Below are 23,877 nucleotides of genomic sequence, written 5' to 3'. Positions count from 1 at the left end.
TTATTTTAGTAAAGGAGAAATGGTATGAAAGGTATGAAAATTTTTAAGGGAGCGGTTGCAGCTGTTTTAGCAGCTACATTCATAGTTAGTGGTAACCCGACAAGCACTATTGAAGCAAAGGCATCTTATGACGCATTTGTTGACGACGGAGTTAAGGTTGAGGTAAGAGAAGTAACTCAGGCTCTTAACAAAAAAGGCAATGTTATGTACAAGGATACAGGTAAGGATGTAAGCCAGGATTACATAACACTGACTCCCGGATTTTTCGCAAAGAACGTTCTTGAAGTAAAGATCAGCTCTGATGAGAAGAAGTATAAGATCAGAAACATAAACTGCTCAAGAAATCTTAAGTACAACAAGACAGCTACAATTTATGACTACAACAATGATTCAGTTACTTATCGTTTTTCTTTCTATCCTATGAAGGAGAAAAAGTATAACTTTAAGTTCACTGTAAACGGAAAAGAGTTCAAGGTTAAGTTCAATGCAACAACACCTGTAAAGAAGATTACTTTCGGTAACGAAACTCTTTCAACAAAGGCAGGCATGCTTGGTAGCATGAACTCAGTTACTGATGCTGTTAAGGGTAAGGTTAAGGTTCAGATGAACAAGGGTTATTCTCTTGAGTCTATCCAGATCGGCAGATATAAGAACGTTACCGACAAGGATACCAAGAACGTTGAGCCTGTTTTATATTTTGAGAACTTCAAAAATGGTAAGAAATTAAAGCTCAGCGAATCAGTTCAGACTACCAGAGAAGAAGATAAAGATGGTGAGTATATCGAGAACAGCTTATACGCAACCACAATTATCAGAGTAAATTATGTAGTCAAAGGCACTAAGGGATACGTTGATTATTATCTTAACAAGATAGTTAACTACGATAACGACTAATCCGGATTGTAAGGAAAAAAATGAGTCCTAAGAAAATCAGAAAAGAAAGAATAGTAGTAAAGGTTGGAACATCTACCATTACAAATGATAATGGTGGAATCAACATTCACCAGATAGATCTCCTTTGCCGTGCTCTGGCAGGCATTGAGAATCTTGGATATGACGTAGTTCTTGTTAGCTCCGGCGCTATTGCCGTCGGGGCTAATAAAATGCGCCTTTCTCAAAAGCCTAAGGATATGAGACTTAAGCAGGCAGCTGCATCTGTTGGACAGAGCGAGCTCATGCATCTCTATGATAAATTCTTTGGTGAATACGGAAGGCTTGTGGGACAGATCCTTTTGGACAATGACGATGTGGAGAATAAGGATCGAAGAGTGAATCTTCAGAACACCTTTGATGCACTTCTTGAGAATCACATTATTCCCATTGTAAATGAGAACGACTCTGTCAGCCATGCGGAGATTGAATCTGATCAGAAGCTGTTTTCAGATAATGATATGCTTTCTGCAATTGTTGCTGCGTTTTGCGGTGCATGCAAGCTTATAATCATGTCTGATATTGATGGCTTCTATGATAGTAACCCTTCAAAGAATCCTGATGCAAAGCTCATTAGTAGAGTAGAAGAGATAGATGAGAAAATCTATGCCCTTGCTGAGGGTGAAGGCTCCGGCTCCAACAGAGGAACCGGCGGAATGATAACTAAGCTCCAGGCAGCTGAGTATGCTACCAAGAGAGGGGTGGATGTTCTTATTACAAATGGTAAGAACACAGACAGTCTCTACGACATAATCAACAAGAAGCATGTAGGTACGCTTTTTGTAGCAAAGGAAAACTGATGTGATGGCAGTCACTATTGAAACTGAAAGACTCATTCTAAAAAAATGGACTGATTCTGACGCAGAAAAGCTATACGCCATGGCATGTGATCCTTTGGTGGGGGAAGGGGCCGGATGGCTTCCTCACTCAGATGTTGAGTATTCAAGAGCTATTATAAGATCTGTTCTGACCGCAGATGGTGAATTTGCCATAAGACTTAAGGATACTGAGGATCCAATCGGCAGTATGGGCTTTCGTATCGGCGATTCTCCCAAAAGAGGAATCGAAAATAAGGACGAAGCCGAGATTGGTTACTGGGTTGGCAGGGATTACTGGAACAGAGGTTTTGCCACAGAAGCTCTGACGGAACTTATCAGATATCTTTTTGAAGAGGTTGGTATCAGAAGAATCTGGTGCGGATACTTTGATGGAAATGTCAGATCAGAGCGTGTGATTACAAAATGCGGACTTAAATTTCATCACAGAAATGAGAATCGCTATAATTCAATGCTTAAGAAGAATTATAATGAGACCATGATGTGTATGAGCGCAGAAGAATATTTTGAAAATAAGAAAACTCTCAAGCAGCTGTAATGCTTGAGAGTTTTTTAATAGAAGATTCTATGTTATTACTGAGCCAGGATGTTGTTATTGAACTTATCATAAATCTCTGAAAGATAAGTCTTAACCATCTCGATATTAGCCATTTTACGAAGCTCGCTATTGCCCATGGCGATTGCAATCTCATCAGCAAGAAGGAGCATGTCATAAATTGCAAGCTTGAATTCGTTTCTGCTCATCTCTGAAATGTTGATGTTCATAAGAGGAGCACCAAGCTTCATGGTAACATTCTCATCAGCGATACCTGTCTGAACAATATTGGTATCAGGATCGAAGTTTACAAAAAGTATGAGTTTTTCCTTCTCGTGCTTCTTAAGAGTGATGGTAGTCTGGTGACTTGTCTCCATCCACTCGTAGAGATCAGCATCATCGGGGTGAAGAAGATAGTTAGTGAGCTCTTCACGATGCTTCTCAACATACTGAAGATACTTGCTGGCATTGGGACCGGTATAGGAAAGTTCAACCTTTAAACCATTATCTGTTTTAAGAAGGCGGCATTTTGATGCTACATCCTTAATTTTTAAAGTGGTTTCGGTATTGCCAATCTGTTTGAGAAGTCCGGTCTCAAGTTCCTGTCTGAATTCCATATAAAATCATTACCTCCATTTAGAAGTTTCATAATACATCTGTCTTTGAAACGTGATTAGTATAGCACAAAGATAATAAAAATGGTATATTATTTAATGTGCGCTTTTCTTAATTAAATAGCACATTTTATGAAAAAAGTTTTAAAAAGTATGGGTGGATATGGCTACAGGTAATACAAAAAGACCCGGAGGTCGTCCGAAGGGAACAAAGAATACAAAAAGATCATCGACTGCAAGGAGAACTGATACCAGGAATCAAAACGAGGTTTTGGACTATTCATTAAGTAGTGAAGTTTCTCTGATTCTGTTTGCTGCGATTACGGTCTTTTTATTTTTATGCAATTTTGGAATATGCGGTAGCTTTGGTAATGTGTTAAGCGGTATTATGTTCGGCGTTTTCGGCATTACAGCTTACATTATACCTCTTGTGATTTTTGCATCTGCTGCACTTTTATTATCAAACGGAACCAGTCCTGCAGCGCTTCGCAAGGTAATATCGGGACTTGTCCTGCTTCTTGTAATTGCAATGCTTTTGGAGCTTGTTACCGGAAGAGTTGAGGGTATGACTACCTTTGACGGAGCAGGCTTATATAAGGCTGCCAGTGAAGCCAGAAATGGCGGCGGATTCATAGCTGGAAGCATTGCATATTTTCTTTATCATAATCTGTCACTGGCAGGTACTCTTATCGTAATGCTGGTGGTTTTCCTTATCTGTGCAGGACTTTTCACACAGAAATCCGTAGTTCGCGGAATGAAGCGTGGCGGCAGAAGAGTCTACGAAAAGACGAAGCAGGGTGCTCTTGAATACAGAGAGTATATGGATGAGAGAGCAAGGCTTCGAGAGGAAGAAAGAGAGAGAATCGAAGAGGAAAAGCAGCTTCTTCTTGAACAGAAGGAGGATGAGAAGATACTTCGAATGGATAAAAAGGTATCCGGAGTAAGCATGGATACCCGTATAACTGAGGATGAAGAAGAGAGGGATGAATTCGAAGGACCGGAGATTCACCTGCTTGACGGCGATGGATATGATATGGATGAGGTTCCTGCTCCAGAGGATCGTCAGAATACTCATAATGTCTTTATTCCTGAAGAAGAAATCCATGATGACATCCACGAGATACGTTATAATCCTGATATAGTCACAGAGGAAGGTGCTGATGGTCAGTTTACACTTAAGGCTGACAAGATAGCAGCTGATGATACTCATAAGATAGAGCTTGCAGCTTTTGAAGATGAATATCAGGAAGAAGAGCATATTATTGATACTTATGCTCAGGATGAAGAGGATGTTGATGAAGAGGAGGATATTTTTGAGTCGGAGATAACTTCTCCTCTTGCTCCAAAGCGCCCCGTTGCGAGACTGTCTAAGGTTGCCGAGGAAGACTCCTTTGATAATGATGAGATCCCGATTCATTCAGAGAATTTTGCTCCTGATTATAATGGAGAATACAAGATACATTCAACGGATTTTGTGAAGAGTAAGAAGAGTGAAGAGAGAATGCAGCAGGCTAAGGAGAGATCTGTGGTAAGGCCGCCTGCTAAAAAATATGAATTTCCTCCAATCAAGCTTCTTACAAAGGGAGTGAAGGGCAAGGGCGATTCCGAGTCATATCTTAGAAATACCGCTAAGACACTGGAGGAGACTCTTGCAATGTTTAACGTAGTTGCCAAGATTACCCATATCTCTCAGGGACCTTCAGTTACAAGATATGAGCTTCAGCCTGAGGCCGGAGTAAAGGTTAGGAAGATCGTTGATCTGTCTGATGATATCAAGATGCATCTGGCAGCTACAGATATCAGAATTGAGGCGCCTATTCCAGGTAAATCCGCCGTTGGTATTGAGGTGCCCAATAAAGAGAATTCACCTGTTGCAGTAAGAGACCTTATCGACAGTGAAGAATTCAAAAAATCAAAATCCAATCTTACTGTTGCTGTTGGTAAGGATATAGCAGGTAAGATTGTTGTTACGGATATTGCCAAGATGCCGCACCTTCTTATCGCAGGTGCTACAGGATCCGGTAAGTCCGTATGTATCAATACTATTATAATGAGTATCATCTACAAGGCTGATCCTGAGGATGTAAGGCTCATCATGATCGATCCCAAGATTGTTGAGCTGTCTGTTTATAACGGAATTCCTCACCTTCTCATACCTGTTGTCACAGATCCCAAGAAGGCAGCCGCTGCTCTTAACTGGGCTGTTGCAGAGATGACTAACAGATATAAGAAGTTTGCAAATGCAAAGGTTAGAGATCTTAAGGGCTATAATGCACTTTGCGCTCAGAGTAATGACGAAGAGATGCAAAAGCTTCCCGAGATCGTTGTTATTGTAGATGAGCTTGCAGACCTTATGATGCAGTTTAAGAATGAGGTTGAGGATTCTATAGTAAGACTTACACAGCTTGCTCGTGCAGCAGGTATTTACCTGATAATTGCAACCCAGAGACCTTCTGTTGACGTAATCACGGGTCTTATAAAAGCAAATATACCAAGCCGTATTGCTTTTGCTGTTTCAAGCGGTGTAGATTCAAGAACAATCCTTGACAGCAACGGGGCTGAGAAGCTCATCGGTAAGGGCGATATGCTATTCTTCCCCAGAGGCTATAACAAGCCGGCCAGGGTACAGGGCTGTTTTGTTTCTGATGAAGAAGTGCAGGCTGTTACTGATTTTATTAAGAACCAGAATGTTGAGACTGAATATGGCGGAAATGTTCAGGAAGAGCTAAATAGCTTTGAGGTTTCTTCAAAATCCGCACCTTCAGCGGCAGGCGACAGTGCAGATGCAGGTTCTGATGTAGATCCTCTTTTTGCACAGGCAGGAGCTGCCATTATTGAAAAAGAAAAGGCATCCATCGGTATGCTTCAGAGACTATATAAGATCGGCTTTAACAGAGCTGCCAGAATTATGGATCAGCTCAGTGATGCAGGAGTTGTGGGACCTGAAGAGGGCACAAAGCCCAGGAAAATTCTTATGACAAAAGAAGAGTTTGAACAGTTCATGGAGTCAAATCCTTCTTAAATATAACCATGTATCCAGATGTTTATTGAGGAGGTTTCAAAATGGCATTTAAGTCAGACATCGAAATTGCAAGAGAGGCAGAGCTTTTACCTATCGGCAAGGTAGCAGAGACCATCGGTATTACCGAAGATGATCTTGAGTATTATGGAAAATACAAAGCTAAGCTTACGGAAGACTTTTTACAGAAGATATCAGACAAACAAAAGGGCAAGCTTGTACTTGTCACAGCTATCAACCCTACTCCTGCAGGAGAAGGTAAGACCACAACCAGTGTTGGTCTTGGCGATGCACTTAACAGACTTGGCAAAAAGACAATGATTGCTCTCAGAGAGCCTTCACTTGGTCCATGCTTTGGTATAAAGGGCGGTGCCGCAGGTGGCGGATATGCTCAGGTTGTACCTATGGAGGATATTAACCTTCATTTTACAGGTGATTTTCATGCAATTACATCTGCCAACAATCTGCTGGCAGCTCTCCTTGATAATCATATTCAGCAGGGTAATGAGCTTGGCATAGATACCAGACAGATAATCTGGAAGAGATGCGAGGATATGAACGACAGAGCCCTCAGAAATATAGTTGTTGGTCTTGGTTCCAAGATGGACGGCTTTGTAAGAGAGGATCATTTTGTAATCACTGTTGCATCTGAGATCATGGCGATTTTATGTCTTGCAAAGGATTTAAAGGACTTAAAGGAAAGGCTTTCAAGAATAGTAGTTGCATATAATTATGCAGGTGAGCCTGTAACAGCTAAGGATCTTAAAGCTGTTGGCGCAATGGCAGTTCTCCTTAAGGATGCCCTTAAGCCCAATCTTGTTCAGACACTGGAGCATACACCTGTATTTATCCATGGCGGTCCCTTTGCCAATATCGCTCATGGCTGCAATTCCATAAGAGCTACAGAAGCAGCGCTTCATTTATCTGATATCACAGTTACAGAGGCGGGTTTTGGTGCTGACCTTGGAGCTGAGAAATTCCTTGATATCAAATGCAGAATGCATGGACTTAAGCCTGACGCAGTAGTTCTTGTTGCTACCATCAGAGCTCTTAAATATAACGGTGGAATCCCTAAGGATAAGCTCTCAGATGAGAATCTTGATGCTCTTAAGAAGGGTATTGTGAACCTTGAAAAGCATATAGAGAATATCCAGCAGTACGGTGTTCCTGTTGTTGTAACTCTTAACAGCTTCCTTTCAGATACAGCTGCTGAGATAGAATTCGTTAAGAAGTTCTGCGAAGAGAGAGACTGCGATTTTGCTATTTCAGAGGTTTGGGAAAAAGGCGGCGCAGGCGGAGAAGAGCTTGCTAAGGCTGTAATCAACACTCTTGAAACAAAAGAGTCTCACTACGCACCTATCTATGCTGATGATCTCTCACCAGAAGAGAAGATTGAAACAATTGCAAAGAAGATTTATGGCGCATCAGGCGTAAGCTATGCCCCTGCAGCTAAGAAGCAGCTTAAGAAGATTGTAGATATGGGATTTGGAAATCTCCCTGTATGTATGGCTAAAACACAGTATTCACTTTCTGATGATCCTGCGCTTCTTGGAAGACCTGAAGGGTTTGAAATCACTGTACGTGATGCTTATGTTTCAGCAGGAGCAGGCTTTATCGTAGCTATCACAGGAAGTATCATGACAATGCCGGGACTTCCCAAGACACCTGCAGCATTCTCAATTGACGTTGATGATAACGGCAATATTGAAGGATTATTCTAATATAACAGCATGTAGAAGGAGCATTCTTTCTAAGCACAAATAATAAGAACGGAGCGGACATAATTCTATGGAAACTAAGATAATTGATGGAAAAGCAATATCTGCAGCAGTTAAGGATGAGGTTAAGGAAAAGACAGCCCTTTTATTTGAGAAGTTTGGCGTAAAGGCATGCCTTGCCGTAATTCTTGTAGGATCTGATCCTGCATCTGCAGTTTATGTAAGGAATAAGAAAAGAGCATGTGAATATGTGGGTTTTGAATCCTTATCCTACGAATTACCGGAAGAAACAACCCAGGATGAGCTCCTTGGTCTCATTGATAAGCTCAATGCAGATGATAAGGTTCATGGAATTCTTGTCCAGATGCCGCTTCCAAAGCATATAGATGAGAAGACTGTAATTGACAGAATAAGTCCCGCTAAGGATGTGGACGGCTTCCATCCCATGAGTGTAGGAGCTCTGTGCATTGGAGAACCCGGTTTTGTATCCTGCACACCTGCAGGAATCATTCAGCTTCTTAAAAGAAGCGGTGTAGAGATCGCAGGAAAAGAGTGCGTAATTGTGGGCAGAAGTAATATCGTAGGTAAGCCCATGGCACTTTTGATGCTTAGAGAAAATGCCACAGTTACGGTTACACATTCCAGAACCAAAGACCTGCCGGCAGTTTGCAGACGAGCAGATATACTTATCGCTGCAATCGGTAAAGCAAAGATGATAACAGAAGACTATGTAAAAGAAGGCGCTGTAATAATCGATGTTGGAATAAACAGAGATCCTGAATCAGGTAAGCTCTTTGGCGATGTTGATTATGAAAATGTATTTGATAAGTGCAGTGCCATAACTCCGGTTCCCGGAGGTGTAGGGCCTATGACCATAGCAATGCTTATGAACAACTGCCTTGAAGCAGCAATCAGATTATCAGGAGCGAAGCTGTAAATGAAATGTCCCAAATGCGGAGCCACAATTCCGGATGGACTTCTTTATTGTGAAATTTGCGGAGAAGAAATTAGTTTCGTACCGGAATTTGACCCAGAGGTTGAAAATCAAATAGATGCGACCCTATCTGATATGGCGGATAACCTTAACAGTGCGGATTTTGACACCAAAAGACTTCATCTTATTAAGTCAAACCAGCACAGTATAAGTCTGAAAGCCATGCTTCCTGCAATCCTTAAAGGAGCAACGATCTTTATCATTGCGCTTGTTGTATGTCTGATTATTATTAAGGGCATACATTCAGCTAAAAGCAATGAAGAGCAGGCCAAGGACTACTATGTTAACGGCAATTATGACAAGGCAATTGAGATGCTTATGTCTGCCATAGCAGAAGTGCCTGAGGATGATACAGAAAAAAGGTCTGAGCTTTTATTTGAGCTTTACGGATATCAGACAGAAGCAGGATATGAGGAGTCTGCAAGAGATACTCTTTTCGAGCTTACAAACGAGGAGCTCTATGATAAAGAAACTGTTTCTACCGCAGCAGGATATATCATAGATTATTACCTTGAAAATAAGGACTATGAATCCATAAGCTCTATGGTAGAGGGATTTGCGGATGCAGGATTAAGGTCAAAATACGCTGAGTATTTATCCGTAAAGCCCACAATTTTCCCTGAAGAAGGTGAGTATGAGAATTCACTGGAAGTGACCATGGGTAAGGATTCTCAGGGTGAGATCTATTATACGGTTAACGGTGAGGATCCAAATACTGACAGCATCATGTATGAGGCACCGCTTATTCTTGAAGAAGACGGTGAATACATCGTTAAAGCTGTATTTGTAAATAAGTATGGAATATTGAGTGATGTGGCAACGGCGGTTTACACACTGTTAAATACAGGACCGGCGGCGCCGGAGGTTCTTGAAGAGAGCGGAGATTATTCTCAGACAACAATGATTGCCGTTGTAAGTGAACCGGGCTGTTCAATTTACTACACAAATGACGGCTCAGATCCGGATGAGAATTCCACGCCTTATATTTCACCTATAAATATGCCGGTTGGAACTACCACCTACAAGTTTATAGCAGTAGATGAGAACGGAAAGTACAGCGATATTGTAGAGAGAACCTACCACCTTACATATTCAAGACTTGTATCTGTAGATCAGGCAAGAGCCAGCATTATACAGATTCTGCTGAAGCTTGATATCATTCTTGATGGTAACGGAAGTGTAAGAGGCGGTGGTCATTATGAGTATGTGTATGACGGCGATATAGAAATCGAAGGCTCCGGTGAATACTATGTATTCAAAGAGACACTTATGGCAAACGATGGAACCACAAAAGACACAGGACTTTTGTATGCGGTCAACACCCATGACGGTAAGGTTAACAGGCTTGGATACGACTCAAGTGGAAAATATACCCTTATCACTATCTCAAACAGATAAGAATTTAACACTTTAACGAGTCAAAGCTTGAAAATATCGCGGCTTTACTATATGATTTTTTATTAGGTATTGAAAAGAATTTAAATACAGGAGGAGAACAATGTTCAAAATTTTAGAGGCAAATGAGCTTGCAGCGAATATTCATCAGCTTATCGTTGAAGCACCTCGCGTAGCAGGCACATGTTTACCCGGACAGTTTCTTATTGTTCGCGCAGAGGAGGATGGAGAGCGTATTCCGCTGACCATCTGTGATTACGACAGGGAAAAAGGAACTGTCGAGCTAGTTGTACAGGCACTTGGAGCAGAATCAAGAAAGATTTGCCGCAAGAAGGCAGGCGATACCCTTGCCGACGTTGTTGGTCCTCTTGGAAATGCTTCCGATCTTTGCAGTGAAGATATCGAAGAGCTTAAGAAAAAGAAGATCGTTTTCATTGCAGGTGGTGTAGGTACAGCACCGGTTTATCCTCAGGCTAAATGGCTTAAGGAGCAGGGTGTTGAATGTGACGTTATCATCGGTGCAAAGAATAAGGATCTTGTAATTCTTGAAGATCGTTTTAAGAGCGTATGTAATCTTTATGTTACAACTGATGATGGATCTTACGGCAGAAGCGGTATGGTTACAAAGTGTCTCCAGGACCTCTATGATGAGGGTAAGAGATATGATCACTGCGTAGCTATCGGTCCCATGATCATGATGAAGTTTGTATGTAAGCTTACAAAGGAGCTTGAGATTCCTACTGTTGTCTCCATGAATACTATCATGGTTGACGGTACCGGCATGTGTGGTGCATGCAGACTTACTGTAGACGGTCAGGTTAAATTCGCTTGTGTAGACGGACCTGAGTTCGACGGACACAAGGTTGATTTTGATCAGGCTATGATGCGTATGAAGCTGTATGCAACTGAAGAAGGACGCCTTGCTCTTAAGGAGCAGGAAGGTGATACACACCATGGCGGTTGCGGAAATTGCGACTGAGAACCTGTTAACAAGTATTCAATAATTACAGATTGGAGATAAAGATGGCAGTAGATGTTTGGAAGAGAATACCGGTTCGCGAACAGGATCCCAAGGTTCGTGCAACCAATTTCGAAGAAGTATGTCTTGGATATAACAAAGAGGAAGCAGAAGATGAGGCAACAAGATGCCTTAACTGTCCTAATCCTCAGTGCGTAAAGGGATGCCCCGTTTCTATCAATATCCCTAAGTTCATCATGGAGCTTAAAGAGGGCAATGTAGAGAAGGCTTATCAGACTATCAGTGAGTCAAGTGCACTTCCCGCTGTTTGCGGACGTGTATGTCCTCAGGAGAGTCAGTGCGAAGGTAAGTGCGTAAGAGGTATTAAGGGTGAAGCCGTTTCAATCGGTAAGCTGGAGAGATACGTTGCTGATACAGCAAGAGAGATGGGCATTAAGCCCCAGGGCGCAACAGAGAAGAAGAACAAGAAGGTTGCAGTTATCGGTTCAGGTCCTGCAGGTCTTACCTGTGCAGGTGATCTTGCAAGAATCGGTTATGATGTAACTATTTTCGAAGCTCTGCATGAGGCTGGCGGCGTTCTTGTATATGGTATTCCTGAGTTCCGTCTTCCCAAGGAAGCAGTTGTTAAGAAGGAAATCGAGAACGTTAAGTCTCTTGGCGTAAAGATCGAGAAGGACGTTGTTATCGGTAAGTCTGTAACTATCGATTCTCTGATGAAGGATGAAGGCTTTGAAGCTGTATTTATCGGTTCAGGTGCTGGTCTTCCCAGATTCATGAATATTCCCGGTGAGCAGGCTCTTGGCGTATTCTCAGCTAATGAGTTCCTTACAAGAAGCAACCTGATGAAGGCATTTTCAAGTGACAGCACAACACCTATCATGCATCCTAAAAAGTGCGTAGTTGTAGGTGGTGGTAACGTTGCTATGGACGCTGCAAGAACAGCACTTCGTCTTGGTTCTGAGGTTCACATCGTTTACAGACGTGGCGAGGAAGAGCTTCCTGCACGTAAGGAAGAAGTTGAGCATGCTAAGCAGGAAGGAATCATTTTCGATCTTCTTTGCAATCCTGTTGAGATCCTTGAGGATGAAAACGGATGGGTTAAGGGCTGCAAGTGCATTCGCATGGAGCTTGGTGAGCCCGATGAAAGTGGAAGAAGAAGTCCTGTTGAGGTTGCAGGTTCTGAATTTGAAATCGAGTGTGATGCAGTAATCATGTCACTTGGTACAAGCCCGAATCCTCTCATCTCCAGCACAACAGATGGTCTTGAGATCAACCGTCGTAAGTGCATCGTTGCTGATGAGAACAACGGACAGACCTCCAAGGATGGCGTATTTGCCGGCGGTGATGCTGTTACAGGTGCCGCTACAGTTATCCTTGCTATGGGTGCAGGTAAGGCTGCAGCAAAGGGCATAGACGAATACTTATCATCAAAATAAAGAGGACACTATGGTTTATCAGAGTAGCAGTGATAAGGCAAAAGAGAATCATTCAACCGGCTGGATGCTGATAATAGTAGGTGGTTTGGGATTTGTAGGGGACATCATATTTTTTATGATGAACCCTATGAATATGCCCATGTTTAACAGATATTTATCCTGTGGCGTTATGGGAGCACTGTTTGTGCTCTTTTTCGTCATGGGTATTTTGTCTGTTAGGACCTATAAGATTTTCAGTGTGAAAGCAAAAGAAGAAGATAATGTGCTCAGACAGATCAGAGACTGGTGCGAGAGCGAGCTTTCAAAGGAAGTTATCGAAGAGGATATCGCCAGTGTAGGTGAGGATGAGTCAGTATTTTCAGGTGAAGGTACCATGTACTTTAAGAGATGTGAGTATATTAAGAATCGCATCAGAAGACAGTATATGAACCTTAATGAAGATATGCTTGATAGTTTTGTTGATGAATATTATACACAGGTTTACGGAGATGAGACTTGATAAGCATTGATATTTTATGCGTTGGCAGAATAAAAGAAAAATATTGGAATGATGCAATAAGCGAATATTCAAAAAGACTTGGCAGATATTGTAAGCTTAATATTATCGAGGTTCAGGATGAGAAAACTCCCGATAATGCCCCCGAAGCCATTGAGAATCAGATCAAGGCGAAGGAAGGTGAGCGGCTGTTAAAGGCCATAGACTCCAAGGCTTTTGTTTATGCGCTTGCAATAGATGGAAAGAAGTTTTCATCGGTGGCTTTGTCAGAGGCAATTGATAGTAAAGCCACATCCGGGTACAGCAAAATACAGTTCATTATAGGAGGATCTCTTGGTCTTTCCGATGAAGTGTTACGGGCTGCAAATGGGAAAATCAGTTTTTCCGATATGACATTTCCTCATCAGATGATGAGAGTCATTTTACTTGAACAGATATATCGTTCATACAGAATCATAAATGGAGAACCCTATCATAAATGAGTAATATTACTGAAAAGAAGATTTTGCTCAGCATTGAAGAAATGCAGAGCATTTTCGGACAGCATGATAAATATATACGTAAGATAGAAGATAATCTCGGTGTTGAAATTATAGATAGAAGCGGTGAGCTTCACATTATCGGTAAGGATAAGGATGTAAGCAAGGCCTATGGTATAATAAAGGAGCTTGCGGGCTTATCTGATTCCAATAATGATATTGAAGAGCAGAGCGTTAATTATGCTATTCAGCTCTCCGAGGATCCTTCAGAGGATGAGGAGAATGCACAGGGGAGCGTACTTAGTCAGATAGATGCTGATGTCATTTGCCACACAATCAGTGGAAAGCCTATTAAGCCAAAGACCTTAGGTCAGAAGAAATATGTGGATGCTATCAGAAAAAATATGATAGTATTCGGACTTGGTCCTGCCGGAACAGGTAAGACCTATCTTGGCATGGCTATGGCAATTACAGCTTTTCAGAAGGGTGAGGTTGAGAGAATTATTCTTACAAGACCTGCGATAGAAGCCGGTGAGAAGCTTGGATTTTTGCCGGGAGACCTTCAGAGTAAGGTAGATCCATACCTTCGGCCTTTATATGATGCTCTTTATCAGATTATGGGCGCTGATAATTTTGTTAAGAATATGGAGAAGGGACTTATTGAGGTTGCGCCTCTTGCATATATGAGAGGACGTACTCTTGATAATGCTTTCATTATTCTTGATGAAGCACAGAATACCACACCTGCCCAGATGAAGATGTTTTTGACAAGAATAGGTTTTGGTTCCAAGGTCATCATCACCGGTGATGCTACCCAGAAGGATCTTCCATCCGATACCAAATCAGGACTTGATGTGGCGCAGGCAGTCCTCAAAAAAATAGATGATATCTCATTCTGCAATTTGACCAGCCGCGACGTCGTAAGACATCCTCTGGTTCAGAAGATTGTTAAGGCCTACGAGGACTTTGAAAAGGGCAAAAAGAATGATTCAAGGATATCAGCTATAAAGAAACGGGAAAGACACTAATTCTTATGAGAGACAATGAAACAAAAGAAATAACAGAAACAAAAGAAGTAAAAGAGATTAAGGAAAACAAAGTATTAGAAGCAGTTTTTGACATAAGTGAAGGACCTATAAAAGTAATATTTGCATCTATATTTTTCGTAACAGGAATAATGGTGACACTGTTTTCATATCTGTATGGTCTTAAGGTGGAAGCCATCATCAGAAACGGAGTTACGGGTTTTCTCTGCGGTGGCATTTTAGTATATATGCTTGTGGATGCCAGTACCAGAGGCCTTTTTGCATATGATAACGGACAAAAGAGAAACAGATTTGTTATCTCGTATTATGTATCACTGATTTTAGCTATGTTTCTTCCGATGATAGCAATTGAAACATGGCCCTATATGTTCGTATTTTTATTGCTTGGTCTTTTCTCAACCAACGAGATCGGACTTTTTTCAGGATCCTTCCTTGTTATGTTTTCGGTTCTTCTGGAAAAAGAAGGCAATTACGCAGAGTTCTTTATTTACTTTATAGCGGGAGCGGTTATTCTTACGCTGCTTCGCGATCTTAATGAGACAACCAAAATCGGAGTCCCGGTTTTTATCTCAATGACTTTGCTGATGGTTCTTATCGTAGCTTACGATATTATGTTTCAGAACAGAACACTTAGCATAGCAATGCTGGTTGTACCTGTTGTTAACCTTCTGATATCAATTATTTTGATCATGGTTCTTCTGAATCTGTTCGGAGTATATGTAATCAGAAAAAGTAACGACAGATACATGGATATCAACGATACGGAATATCCGCTTTTGGTTCAGCTTAAGGAAACCGATAAGGATGCATATTTTAATGCTATTCATATTGCGTACCTGGCTGAGAGAATAGCTCTTGATCTTAACTTAAATGCCAGAGCCGTTAAGACCATGTCTTATTATTACAATATCGGAGTAATCGATGGCTCTAAGACCTGGGATGAGGTTAAGCATTTTTATATTGAGAACAATTTCCCCGAGGAAGCCATGGAGTATCTTGAGGAATATATTGTAAATGACAGGAGCAAACAGCTTTCAAAGGAAGCTGCTGTTATATATATGAGTGAGACGGTCATTGCATCCATCACTTATCTTTTCGGTAAGGATAAAAATGCCAAGATCAATTATGATGAACTCATAGAGAAGGTATTTGCTCATAAGATGAATAACAAGGAGCTTTATAACTACAATATTTCTCTTTATGAGCTTGACCACATGAAGGCTCTTATGAAGAAGGAGAAGCTTTATTATGATTTTCTTCGTTGAAAATGAAACAGATGCAAAGTTTGATTTTGATATTGAAGAAGTTGCAAAATCAGTGGCAGAAATGGCTCTTAAGAAGGAGAACTGTCCCTTCGATGTACAGCTGAGCCTTCTTATTACTGATGATGAAGGAATAAAAGAGATGAACAGGGATTTCCGCGGGATAGATGCTCCTACGGATGTTCTTTCTTTTCCCAATATAAGCTATGAGCAGCCTGGGGATTTTGAAACTGCACTTGGCGAGCAGGAAGTTGACATAACAGATCCGGACAGCGGACTTATCGTTCTTGGGGATATTGTGATAAATGAGAACAGAGTCAGAGAGCAGGCTGCTGAGTTTGGACACAGCGAAAAGAGGGAGTTTGCCTTCCTCGTAGCTCATTCCATGCTTCATTTATGTGGCTATGATCACATGGAGGAGGATGAAGCAAAGGTAATGGAAGAGAAGCAGGAAAAAGTTTTGGAGGCCCTTTCTATAACCAGAGATTGAGGCATTATTTTCGGGTGGAGTCATGGAAAAAAGTATGAAAATAAGACCTGATGTCGTTCTGGCATCCGGATTTTTATCTATATGTATGATGATGGTTCTGTGCGTTGTTTATTACAAGATTACGGGACCTGAAGGAGCGGGCTTTATGTCGGCTCCTATTGCCATGTTTCTTATGGGATATGGAGTTCTCATAATTGCATTTGAATCTGTTACCAAAGAGATGGTAAAGAGTCATCTTCACAGACAGCAGATGAAGATTGCAGGTGATAACGTTAAGAGGCTTATGCTTATAAGCTTTATTTGCGGACTTGTACTTGCGCTTTTATGTGCTGCTTTTTCCAGAGTATTCGCTCTGATGGTATTTCATTCATCAAGAAGCTTTTTTGTATTATTTACAATTGCCCCGATACTTTTATTTATGAGTGTTCAGGGTGTTTTAAGAGGATATCTTTGCGGAGCAGGATTTTCTGCGGTTTCAGTTTTCTCTAATCTGATACTCGTTGTTATTACCTTTGTTTTATCTATTATTTTTTCGGGAATCGGATATAAGTACGGACTTAAGGTCAATGCGCTTATGCACGTAGATGACATTGCATCTGCTTATGGCGCAATCGGAGCAGCCCTCGGTATTACAGTGAGCTGCTTTGTCAGCTTTTTGTTCATCGTAATTATGGTGCTTATTCACAGGGGAAGACTTCATGCACTTGCTGAAAACAGCGCTCCCATCAAGGATCCCGGACAACAGAGATTCCTTGGAGAGCTTATTCCTTTGTGTGTTGTTTTCGCTCAGGGCGGATTTCTTCTCTTCATGGATGAGTGTGTTTATCTTATGGTGGCTAACAGCGTTCATCCAAGTGAAAACAATATCAGTAACTGGGGCATCTATATCGGACAGGTAATAGCTATTACGGTATTTATTATATTTATCTGTACCGTACCTTTTTCAAAGTCCTGGTTTAGTATCTTTATCAGCATCATGAAAAAGGATTATAAGATGGCAAGGGCGAAGATTCAGAATCTTGTTCATTTTGAAGCAATGCTTGTATTTCCTGTGACAATTTGGTTCATGGTTCTTGCAGGTACCTTTACGGCACTTTTATTTGGAAAAACTAATCACTCTGCTGTTAATATCATTGCTATAACAGCACCACTGGCTATTCCGGGTGTATTTCTTCTGTTCCAGACATTTTTGCTTGTTCAGCTTAAGAACAGACTACTTGTGCTTTTTAATTCTGTTATCGGAATCGCTGCTCATATAGCAATACTAATAGTTATGTCCGCAGCCTTCAGCTTTGGTATACATGCATCTATAGCTGCATTTGCTGCGATGATAATCCTTGAGACAGTGCTTGGATTTTTCGAGATCAGAATGATGCTGGATTATAAGCAGGAGTTTTTAAGACCTATTTTCAAGCCGCTGCTTGCAGCAGGAATATCAGGTATTCTGACCCTTGCCATCGACAGACTTCTTGTTAATGTCATCGGTGAGGCTCTGACACTGGTAATAGCGCTTGTTTTATCATATTTACTTTATATGGTAATGCTGATTGTATTAAGAAGCGTAAACAGATATGAGATAGAACGTATGCCATTTGGCGATCAGTTTGCACTTATCTATGACAAATTAGAGAGTAGATAAAATTTTATATATGGCTTGCTGCCAGGAACCAGAGAATCAGCTGACTTTGAAGAATGGAGACGTATATGACATCAGCAAGAAGAATTCTTGTAGCCGGAGGCGGTGCTGCAGGTCTATGCGCTGCCATAGCTGCAGCCAGAGAAGGTGCGCAGGTAACTATAATTGAAAAAACGGACAGCTGTGGTAAAAAGCTGTCCATGACAGGTAACGGCAGATGTAATCTTTCAAACTTTGAGATGTCTGCCGATGCTTTTAATGAGGATTCCAAGGGCAGGATGAAAAAGTGGCTGGGTAGGTTTGGTGTACAGCAGACCGTTGAGTTTTTCACTTCTCTTGGACTGATAATTGATAACGAGGATGGATATCTATATCCAATAACAGGCCAGGCCACATCTGTTGTTAATGTTCTTGTAAAAGAATGTGAAAGGCTCGGTGTGACCTTTGTCTATAATGAACAGCTAAAAAAGATAATTCCTACAAGTTCAGATAATACCCCTTGTTTTAAGGTTATGACATCAAAGAATGAATATGAGGCTGACAGAGTAATCCTTGCTACCGGCGGCCTGGCAGGACCTAAGAGCTGTGGCGCCACAGGGGATGGATATTATATTTGCGAGCAGCTGGGAATGAAGGTTAAAGATACATATCCTTCTCTTGTTCCTCTTTTATCAGAGGATGAGACTCTTCCTGAAAAGAGCGGCGTCAGAGCCTATGCGACAGTTTCTTTCATGATAGGGGACGGTGTTTTTGCATCTGAATATGGAGAGGTTCAGATTACTTCCAATGGAATTTCCGGAATACCTGTAATGCAGGCTTCCGGCCTTGTTGCACAGCATCTGTCAAAGAACAGACCTGTGACAGCAACAATCAATTTCTTTCCATACTATGACAATGATCAGTTTGAACAGCTGATTGATAAGATGCTAAATCTTCCTGGAGACAGACGATTAGAAGATCTGTTATCCGGATTTTGCAATTCAAATATCAATGAGATGATCCTCAGACGTATGAAGCTTTCAGGAAGTATGAAAGCCAAAAATGTTGGTGCCAATATGCTTAAGTGCATCCTTAATACTTACAGGGATGTCCGCATTGAGATTAGTGGTGTCAGTGATTATAAAAAAGCTCAGGTTACAAGGGGCGGAATAAGCCTTGGAGATCTGAGCGATGAGCTAATGTACAATAAAATGCCCGGTGTTTATGTGGTCGGCGAACTTTGTGATGTTGACGGCAGATGCGGCGGCTACAATCTTCAGTGGGCATGGAGTAGTGGTTATATAGCAGGAGAGGCTGCAAGCTGTCTATGATTAGAATCAGTAACATTAAATTTCCAAATAATGGTTTTGAAAAGCTTCCCCAGGATAAAAAGGAGAGGCTTCTTAAGCTTAAGAGTAATCTTATCAAGAAGTCTGCTAAGCTTCTTCAGGTACAGCCATCAGACATTAAGAATCTGACCATTCATAAGCATTCCATAGATGCAAGGAAAAAGCCTGAGATTTTGGATATTTATTCTGTAAATGTTTGCCTTAGGGACGGTCTTAATGAAGAGAAAATTCTGAAGAGATCAGGCTGTAAGAATGCTCAGACGGTAAATGAGAAACGTTATAAATTCCCTGATGAGCGCAAAGCTGATGAGTCTTTAATGAGAAATGTAACTCCTCAGAAGCCTATCATTATAGGTTCCGGTCCTGCGGGACTTTTTTGCGCTTATGAACTTGCTAAGGCTGGATATAGCCCCATTGTCCTTGAGAGAGGAATGGACGTTGATGAGAGAGTTAAGGTTGTAAATGAGTTCTGGGAAACAGGCATACTAAATACCAAGTGTAACGTGCAGTTTGGTGAGGGTGGTGCCGGTACTTTTTCTGACGGCAAGCTTAACACCATGGTTAAGGATAAGGATGGAAAGGGTTATAGATGCCTTGAGATTTTTGTGGAAAATGGAGCATCCGAGGATATTCTTTATGATGCTAAGCCTCATATCGGAACAGATGTCCTTACCAAAGTTGTTAAGAATATGAGAAAAAGGATCATCAGCCTTGGTGGTGAATATTTCTTTGAAACAAAGGCTACAGAGCTTTTGTTTGAGGATGTTCCTTCAAGGAAGGGGAGCCTTAAATATGATAAAAAGATCTGCGGCGTAAGATGCGAGGATGGCAGGGAGTTTTACTCAGATATCGTGGTTCTTGCCATAGGTCACAGTGCAAGAGACACCTTTACGATGCTTCATAAAAAGGGTATTACCATGGAGCAGAAGGCCTTTGCTGTGGGACTTAGAGTTGAGCACAGACAGAGCATCATAAATAAATCTCAATACGGTATAGATGAGCCTGTAAGTCTTCCGCCAACACCCTATAAGGTAACAGCACAGTGCTCTTCCGGATATGGCGTATATTCATTTTGCATGTGTCCCGGCGGATATGTGGTTAATGCTTCTTCCGAGGAAGGCAGACTTGTAGTAAACGGAATGAGTTATTCAGGACGCGACAGTAAAAATGCCAACAGTGCCATAGTTGTAACTGTTGATACCAAGGATTTTGGTAGCAGTGACGTTCTTGCCGGTATGGAATTCCAGAAAAGGCTGGAGGAAAAAGCTTTTGCTACAGGAAATGGCAAAATTCCTGTTGAATATTTTGATGATTTTAAGAAAGGTACAAAAGCCTTAAAAGACGATGATGATGTTCTTGCATCAATAAAAAAGCATGCGAAGGCAGACAGAAATACGCCCTGCGTTAAGGGGGATTATGTATTTGCTCCTGTCCACAGGATTCTTCCTGAGAACATAAACAGCGCTATTGTTGAAGGTATGGAGCACTTTGGCAGGATGATAAAGGGTTTTGATGATGATGAAGCTTTATTCCTTGGCGTTGAGACCAGAACCTCATCCCCTGTAAGGATTAACAGAGATGAAGACCTTGAAGCTATTGGCATAAATGGTCTTTACCCCTGCGGAGAAGGTGCAGGCTATGCAGGTGGTATAACTTCAGCTGCCATGGATGGAATGAAGGTTGCAGAGCGCATCGGAACTCATTATCACAGCGCAAAATTCCTTCTTAGAAGGAAGATGATTGAGAGGAGAAATAAGCTCTCTATAGCTGAAAAAGAAAAATATGATGATGCCATTTTTCATAATCTGACAAGCTCAGATTCCTTTAAAAATGCAGAGGACATTCTTATTTTTTGCAGCACCGATGTTGAAGCAGATACCCACAGAATAATCGAGCATGCCTTATATCTTGGTAAAAAGGTGTATTGTCCAAGAATTCTCGACAGAAGAAAGCACCTTATGGAGTTTTTCAGAGTAGACAGTCTCTATGATTTTGAAGAAGGCTCTTATGGCATATCTGAACCTGTGAATTTGTCAGATGACAGAGTATATGATTTTACCGGCAGAAAGACCTTTATCGTTCTTCCGGGACTTGTTTTTGATAAAAAGGGAAATCGCATCGGCTATGGCGCCGGATTCTATGACAGATATATAATTCGCTTTTTTAATGGTAGCCATGATGGTATGATAGAGAGCAAAGCAATTGGATACGATTTTCAAGTGACAGATGATGATCTTACGCCATACATGAATAGTATGGACATCCCAGTAAGTGCCATCATCACCAACAGTGGGGAAATTAAAAATGAGTGAAAATGCTTCAGAAATCAAGACAGAGATAAAAACTATCGGAAAGAGAGCTTTCGATGCCAAATATGAGCTTATAAAGCTATCTACAGAACAGAAGAATAAGGTCCTGTGCGATGTGGCTGACGAGCTTGTAGCTTCTTCAGAAGAGATAATAGCTGCGAACAATATCGATACGGAAAATGGCAGAAATAACAACATGCATGAAGGTCTTCTTGACAGACTTATGCTGAATGAAGCCAGGATAAAGGACATGGCGGAGGGCCTTAAGCAGGTAGCTGAGCTTCCCGATCCTATAGGAGAGAAGCTCTCTGAGTGGACACTGGAAAACGGCCTTAATATCAAAAAGGTCAGCGTGCCCCTTGGTGTTATCGGCATAATCTATGAATCAAGACCTAATGTTACGGCAGATGCCTTTGCACTTACCTTCAAGGCGGGCAATGTTGTTATATTAAAGGGCGGTTCCGATGCCATAAATTCAAATAAGGCAATTACTGAGGTAATTAGAAGAGTAATAGACAGAAGCGGCTTTAATCCTGATTTTGTGCAGCTCCTTCCTTTTACAGACAGAAGCGCTGTTAATGAGCTTTTGACCATGAGGGAATATATTGACGTTATTATCCCCAGAGGCGGCGCAGGACTTATCAGAATGGTATGTGAGAATAGCAAGATCCCTGTAATTGAGACAGGAAGCGGTAACTGCCATATTTACATCGATGAGTATGCAGATATCGATAAGGCTATTCCCATCATAATTAATGCCAAGACTCAGAGAATAGGTGTCTGCAATGCTGCAGAGTCACTGGTTGTTCATGAAAATATAAAGGATAAATTCCTGCCAAGACTTAGCGAAGCTATGAAGGAGAATAAGGTTGAGCTTAGAGCGGATGAGTCATCCATAATCCTTCTTCCAGGTGCCGAGAAGGCAACAGAGGCTGATTTTGGTACGGAGTATCTTGATTATATTTTATCTGTAAAAACTGTTAAGAGCGTTGATGAAGCAATTGCTCACATTAACAGATATAATACCGGCCACTCTGAGAGCATAATCACAGAGAATAAGGAAAATGCTGATAAATTCCTTAAAGGTGTTGATGCTGCCTGCGTTTATGTGAACGTATCCACCAGATTCACCGACGGCTTCCAGTTTGGCTTTGGGGCTGAAATAGGAATCAGCACTCAGAAGCTCCATGCAAGAGGACCTATGGGCCTTAGGGAGCTCACATCTTACAAATATGAAATTATAGGAGACGGTCAGATAAGACCATAATCGTAAATGAAAACAAAAGAGGAAATAAGTAAGCTTCATGAGGACATCATCGATGTGGCCCTTACACTTTTAGAGCAAAAGCTCATAGTAAGAACCTGGGGCAATATAAGTGCAAGGATCGATGATGACCATTATCTTATTACGCCCAGCGGAATCAAATATGAAAATCTTACTCCGGAAATGCTTCCAATAGTTAGTATTAAAGATGGAAGCTTTGAAGGAGAGTACAAGCCATCAAGTGAGTACATGGTACATTCAGCTGTTTATAAAGCAAGAACTGATGCGGAATTTATCATTCATACACATCAGACCTATGCAACCTGCGTGGGGGCACTTGGAAAAAGTAAGCTGAAGGCTGAACATAAGGAGAAAAAGATAATTTTCCCTGTTGCTGATTATGCACTTCCGGGTACAAAGAAGCTTGCAGACAATGTATACACAGCTATCCAAAAAAATACAGATGCTAAGAGCCTTATAATGTCAAACCACGGAGCTCTGAGTTTTGGAAGGACTCCGGATGATGCCATAAATGAAGCTTTTAAATTAGAGAAGGCTTCTAAGAATTACATTTTCAATATTTGCAGAACAGAGATCGAATTTGGAATTGAGGATGGCTACAGCAGCTATATTGAAGACGGCGAAATTAAATATATTGATAAGGATACTCCAGAGAGAGTAAAGATCATTCACAAGGCTATTTACGCAAAGAGGCCTGATATACACTACATTTTCCATAATAAGTCGGAGGCTGTGATGACTCTTTCAAGAAGAGCCAATCATATGAAGCCGCTATTGGATGATTTTGCACAGATAATCGGAACGGGCGTCAGAATTCCCACATCACCTTCACAGAAGCTCCAGATCAAGAAAAAGGTAAATGTGGTCTTTGGATATAATGACGGTGCATACTGTCTTGGCGCTAATGAAGATGAGGCAAGAGCCTGCGCGATAGTACTTGATAAGGGCTGTATCGCCCATGTTGCCGTTACAAGATTTGGCGTAGGAAGATTCCTTTCTTATTTTGACTGTGCAAAGATGAATAGTAATTACAGAAAAAATTACAGTATGCTTGCAAATATAGAAAAATAAGCGAGAAATTGTAGAATTT

The 23,877-nt window shown here is 41.3% G+C and carries 20 protein-coding genes; 19 read left to right on the top strand and 1 reads right to left on the bottom strand.

Annotated features, from left to right (window positions below; genetic code table 11):
• Positions 1-24: 24 nt before the first annotated feature.
• From G610_RS0116860 to G610_RS0116850, 3 genes are read left to right on the top strand one after another with little or no spacing between them, the layout of a single operon-like run.
• Positions 25-894, top strand: a complete 870-nt coding sequence (locus tag G610_RS0116860) for a hypothetical protein (RefSeq protein ID WP_026525706.1) — start codon at positions 25-27, stop codon at positions 892-894.
• Between the two features lie 20 nt (positions 895-914).
• Positions 915-1,730 (top strand): glutamate 5-kinase, encoded by an 816-nt coding sequence (proB, locus tag G610_RS0116855; protein ID WP_026525705.1) that lies wholly within the window; start codon positions 915-917, stop codon positions 1,728-1,730.
• A gap of 4 nt (positions 1,731-1,734) precedes the next feature.
• Positions 1,735-2,304 carry a GNAT family N-acetyltransferase gene (locus G610_RS0116850; RefSeq protein ID WP_026525704.1) on the top strand — a complete coding sequence of 190 codons (570 nt, stop codon included), beginning with the start codon at positions 1,735-1,737 and terminating at the stop codon, positions 2,302-2,304.
• 35 nt (positions 2,305-2,339) lie between these two features.
• Here G610_RS0116850 and G610_RS0116845 read toward each other — a convergent pair whose 3' ends face one another.
• On the bottom strand, positions 2,340-2,918 hold the full coding sequence (locus G610_RS0116845; protein WP_026525703.1) for a hypothetical protein: 579 nt from the start codon (positions 2,916-2,918) through the stop codon (positions 2,340-2,342).
• A gap of 160 nt (positions 2,919-3,078) precedes the next feature.
• Here G610_RS0116845 and G610_RS0116840 point away from each other — a divergent pair, with 160 nt between their 5' ends.
• From G610_RS0116840 to G610_RS22450, 16 genes are all read left to right on the top strand, one after another.
• Positions 3,079-5,937 (top strand): FtsK/SpoIIIE family DNA translocase, encoded by a 2,859-nt coding sequence (locus G610_RS0116840; RefSeq protein WP_026525702.1) that lies wholly within the window; start codon positions 3,079-3,081, stop codon positions 5,935-5,937.
• A 41-nt stretch (positions 5,938-5,978) separates the two neighbouring features.
• The gene (locus tag G610_RS0116835) at positions 5,979-7,655 is read left to right on the top strand and encodes a formate--tetrahydrofolate ligase (protein WP_026525701.1); all 1,677 of its coding nucleotides are present in this window, start codon (positions 5,979-5,981) and stop codon (positions 7,653-7,655) included.
• Positions 7,656-7,722: 67 nt separating this feature from the next.
• Positions 7,723-8,589 (top strand): bifunctional methylenetetrahydrofolate dehydrogenase/methenyltetrahydrofolate cyclohydrolase FolD, encoded by an 867-nt coding sequence (folD, locus tag G610_RS0116830; RefSeq protein ID WP_026525700.1) that lies wholly within the window; start codon positions 7,723-7,725, stop codon positions 8,587-8,589.
• A complete protein-coding gene (locus G610_RS0116825; protein WP_026525699.1) occupies positions 8,590-10,044 on the top strand; it encodes a chitobiase/beta-hexosaminidase C-terminal domain-containing protein in 1,455 nt (484 codons plus the stop codon).
• A gap of 100 nt (positions 10,045-10,144) precedes the next feature.
• Positions 10,145-11,020 carry a sulfide/dihydroorotate dehydrogenase-like FAD/NAD-binding protein gene (locus G610_RS0116820; RefSeq protein ID WP_026525698.1) on the top strand — a complete coding sequence of 292 codons (876 nt, stop codon included), beginning with the start codon at positions 10,145-10,147 and terminating at the stop codon, positions 11,018-11,020.
• Between the two features lie 44 nt (positions 11,021-11,064).
• Positions 11,065-12,456, top strand: coding sequence for an NADPH-dependent glutamate synthase (gene gltA, locus G610_RS0116815; RefSeq protein ID WP_026525697.1), 1,392 nt, complete (start codon positions 11,065-11,067; stop codon positions 12,454-12,456).
• A gap of 10 nt (positions 12,457-12,466) precedes the next feature.
• Complete coding sequence (locus G610_RS0116810; protein ID WP_026525696.1) at positions 12,467-12,955, top strand: hypothetical protein; 489 nt, start codon at positions 12,467-12,469, stop codon at positions 12,953-12,955.
• Positions 12,955-13,434, top strand: coding sequence for a 23S rRNA (pseudouridine(1915)-N(3))-methyltransferase RlmH (gene rlmH / locus G610_RS0116805; RefSeq protein ID WP_026525695.1), 480 nt, complete (start codon positions 12,955-12,957; stop codon positions 13,432-13,434). Before G610_RS0116810 ends, rlmH begins: the two co-directional genes overlap by 1 nt.
• Positions 13,431-14,459, top strand: coding sequence for a PhoH family protein (locus G610_RS0116800; protein WP_026525694.1), 1,029 nt, complete (start codon positions 13,431-13,433; stop codon positions 14,457-14,459). The genes rlmH and G610_RS0116800 overlap by 4 nt, the downstream gene beginning before the upstream one ends.
• 5 nt (positions 14,460-14,464) lie before the next feature.
• A complete protein-coding gene (locus G610_RS0116795; RefSeq protein ID WP_026525693.1) occupies positions 14,465-15,742 on the top strand; it encodes a hypothetical protein in 1,278 nt (425 codons plus the stop codon).
• Positions 15,726-16,229: an rRNA maturation RNase YbeY gene (ybeY, locus tag G610_RS0116790; protein WP_026525692.1), complete on the top strand. Its 504-nt coding sequence runs from the start codon at positions 15,726-15,728 to the stop codon at positions 16,227-16,229. Before G610_RS0116795 ends, ybeY begins: the two co-directional genes overlap by 17 nt.
• A gap of 22 nt (positions 16,230-16,251) precedes the next feature.
• On the top strand, positions 16,252-17,868 hold the full coding sequence (locus G610_RS0116785) for a hypothetical protein (protein WP_026525691.1): 1,617 nt from the start codon (positions 16,252-16,254) through the stop codon (positions 17,866-17,868).
• A gap of 65 nt (positions 17,869-17,933) precedes the next feature.
• The gene (locus G610_RS0116780) at positions 17,934-19,175 is read left to right on the top strand and encodes an aminoacetone oxidase family FAD-binding enzyme (protein ID WP_026525690.1); all 1,242 of its coding nucleotides are present in this window, start codon (positions 17,934-17,936) and stop codon (positions 19,173-19,175) included.
• On the top strand, positions 19,172-21,505 hold the full coding sequence (locus G610_RS21450; protein ID WP_081667573.1) for a 5-formyltetrahydrofolate cyclo-ligase: 2,334 nt from the start codon (positions 19,172-19,174) through the stop codon (positions 21,503-21,505). Before G610_RS0116780 ends, G610_RS21450 begins: the two co-directional genes overlap by 4 nt.
• Positions 21,498-22,769, top strand: a complete 1,272-nt coding sequence (locus G610_RS0116770) for a glutamate-5-semialdehyde dehydrogenase (RefSeq protein WP_035797866.1) — start codon at positions 21,498-21,500, stop codon at positions 22,767-22,769. The genes G610_RS21450 and G610_RS0116770 overlap by 8 nt, the downstream gene beginning before the upstream one ends.
• Before the next feature lie 6 nt (positions 22,770-22,775).
• Entirely contained in the window at positions 22,776-23,858 is a 1,083-nt protein-coding gene (locus G610_RS22450; RefSeq protein WP_051198084.1) for a class II aldolase/adducin family protein, read from the top strand.
• Positions 23,859-23,877: the final 19 nt, after the last annotated feature.

Origin of the sequence: Butyrivibrio sp. MB2005 (assembly GCF_000424285.1) — a bacterium.
GTDB lineage: Bacteria > Bacillota > Clostridia > Lachnospirales > Lachnospiraceae > Butyrivibrio.
The sequence above is the reverse complement of the archived record's forward strand: the minus strand, read 5'-3'. Positions and strand labels throughout refer to the sequence as shown.